The organism is Endozoicomonas sp. SESOKO3 (assembly GCF_024606255.1).
On sequence record NZ_JAHHPR010000083.1, the window covers coordinates 1 to 1,186 of the forward strand.

General features: G+C 45.4%; 1 protein-coding gene. It reads right to left on the reverse strand.

The genetic code is table 11. From position 1 onward, the window contains the following. Positions 1–1,133, reverse strand: a 1,133-nt coding sequence (locus tag KDK18_RS01335) for a WD40 repeat domain-containing protein (protein WP_257252641.1), incomplete at its 3' end; no start/stop codon positions are given. Between the last annotated feature and the right edge of the window lie 53 nt (positions 1,134–1,186).

A 1,186-nucleotide genomic window follows, 5' to 3' on the forward strand; every position in this document is an offset into this window, starting at 1 on the left:
TTATGAGAAATGGTGGCTTTTTCTTTCCATGATCCGTCTTCCTGACCATAGATTATCGCCCTGCCATCTTGACCGGAGGTTACCATATGGCAGCTATCGGCGCTGAAGGTGGCAGAGAGGAAATGATCTCCATGGGAAAAGATGGTTTTTTCTTCCCATGACCCATCGTCCTCCAGGCCACAGATTTTGACCTTGAGACCTGTATTGACGTTGCTATCTGCACTAAAGGTGATCATATGGCGGCTATCGGCGCTGAAGGTGGCTGATATGACTGAATCATCATGGTGAATGATGGCTTTTTTTATCCATGACCCATCGTGAATCTTGCCATAGATTTTCGCTTTGCAATCATAGCTGGTGCTCACCACATAGCGACCATCGGCGCTGAAGGTGGACGATGATACTAAAGTGTTGTGGCTAATAATGGCTTTTTCTGTCCATGACCCATCGTCTTCCCGGCCGTAGATTTTCGCCTTGCCATTGATACTGGTGGTCACTACAAAGCGACCATCGGCGCTGAAGGTGGCTGATGTGAGAGGGTTATCATGGGAAATGATGGCTTTTTCTTCCCATGATCGTTCGTCCTTTTTACCATAGATTCTCGCCTTGCCGTCTGCACTGGCGGTCACCACATAGTGGCCATCGTTACTGAGCATGAATGATCTGACAGAACCATTATGGGAGATAGTGCCTTTTGCTTGCCATGATCCGTCGGTCTCCCGGCCATAGATTTTCACCGTTTGACGATCACAGATGCTCACCAGATAGTGACCATCGGCACTCAAGGTAGCTGAGTTGATCTCGCCATAATTGGGAAGGGTGGCCTTTGTCTCAAATTTAAATGTTTTACATTCAATCATCAGTTGAGTGAGAGTGGAAAAGAACAGGGCAGGGCAATAAAAACTCGCCTGGCGATCCATGACTGATTTGACTAATGCCTTATCCTTTGTAAAACGGCTCAACCAATCCTCGAGTTGATCTTTATCTTTTGCAGTGCCGATGGTTCTTGGAATAGCCTGGTGAGATGAAGCAATCTGGCGATACCATGCCCTTACCAATGATGCATCATTTTTGAGAGCGTTGTTAATGTATGAATTTGTCAGTGTTAAACAGACAATATCACGAGTCTGCAAATATCTATAAATTTTGGATTGTATTTCAATGGGTAAATCGAGCAATAATGAAA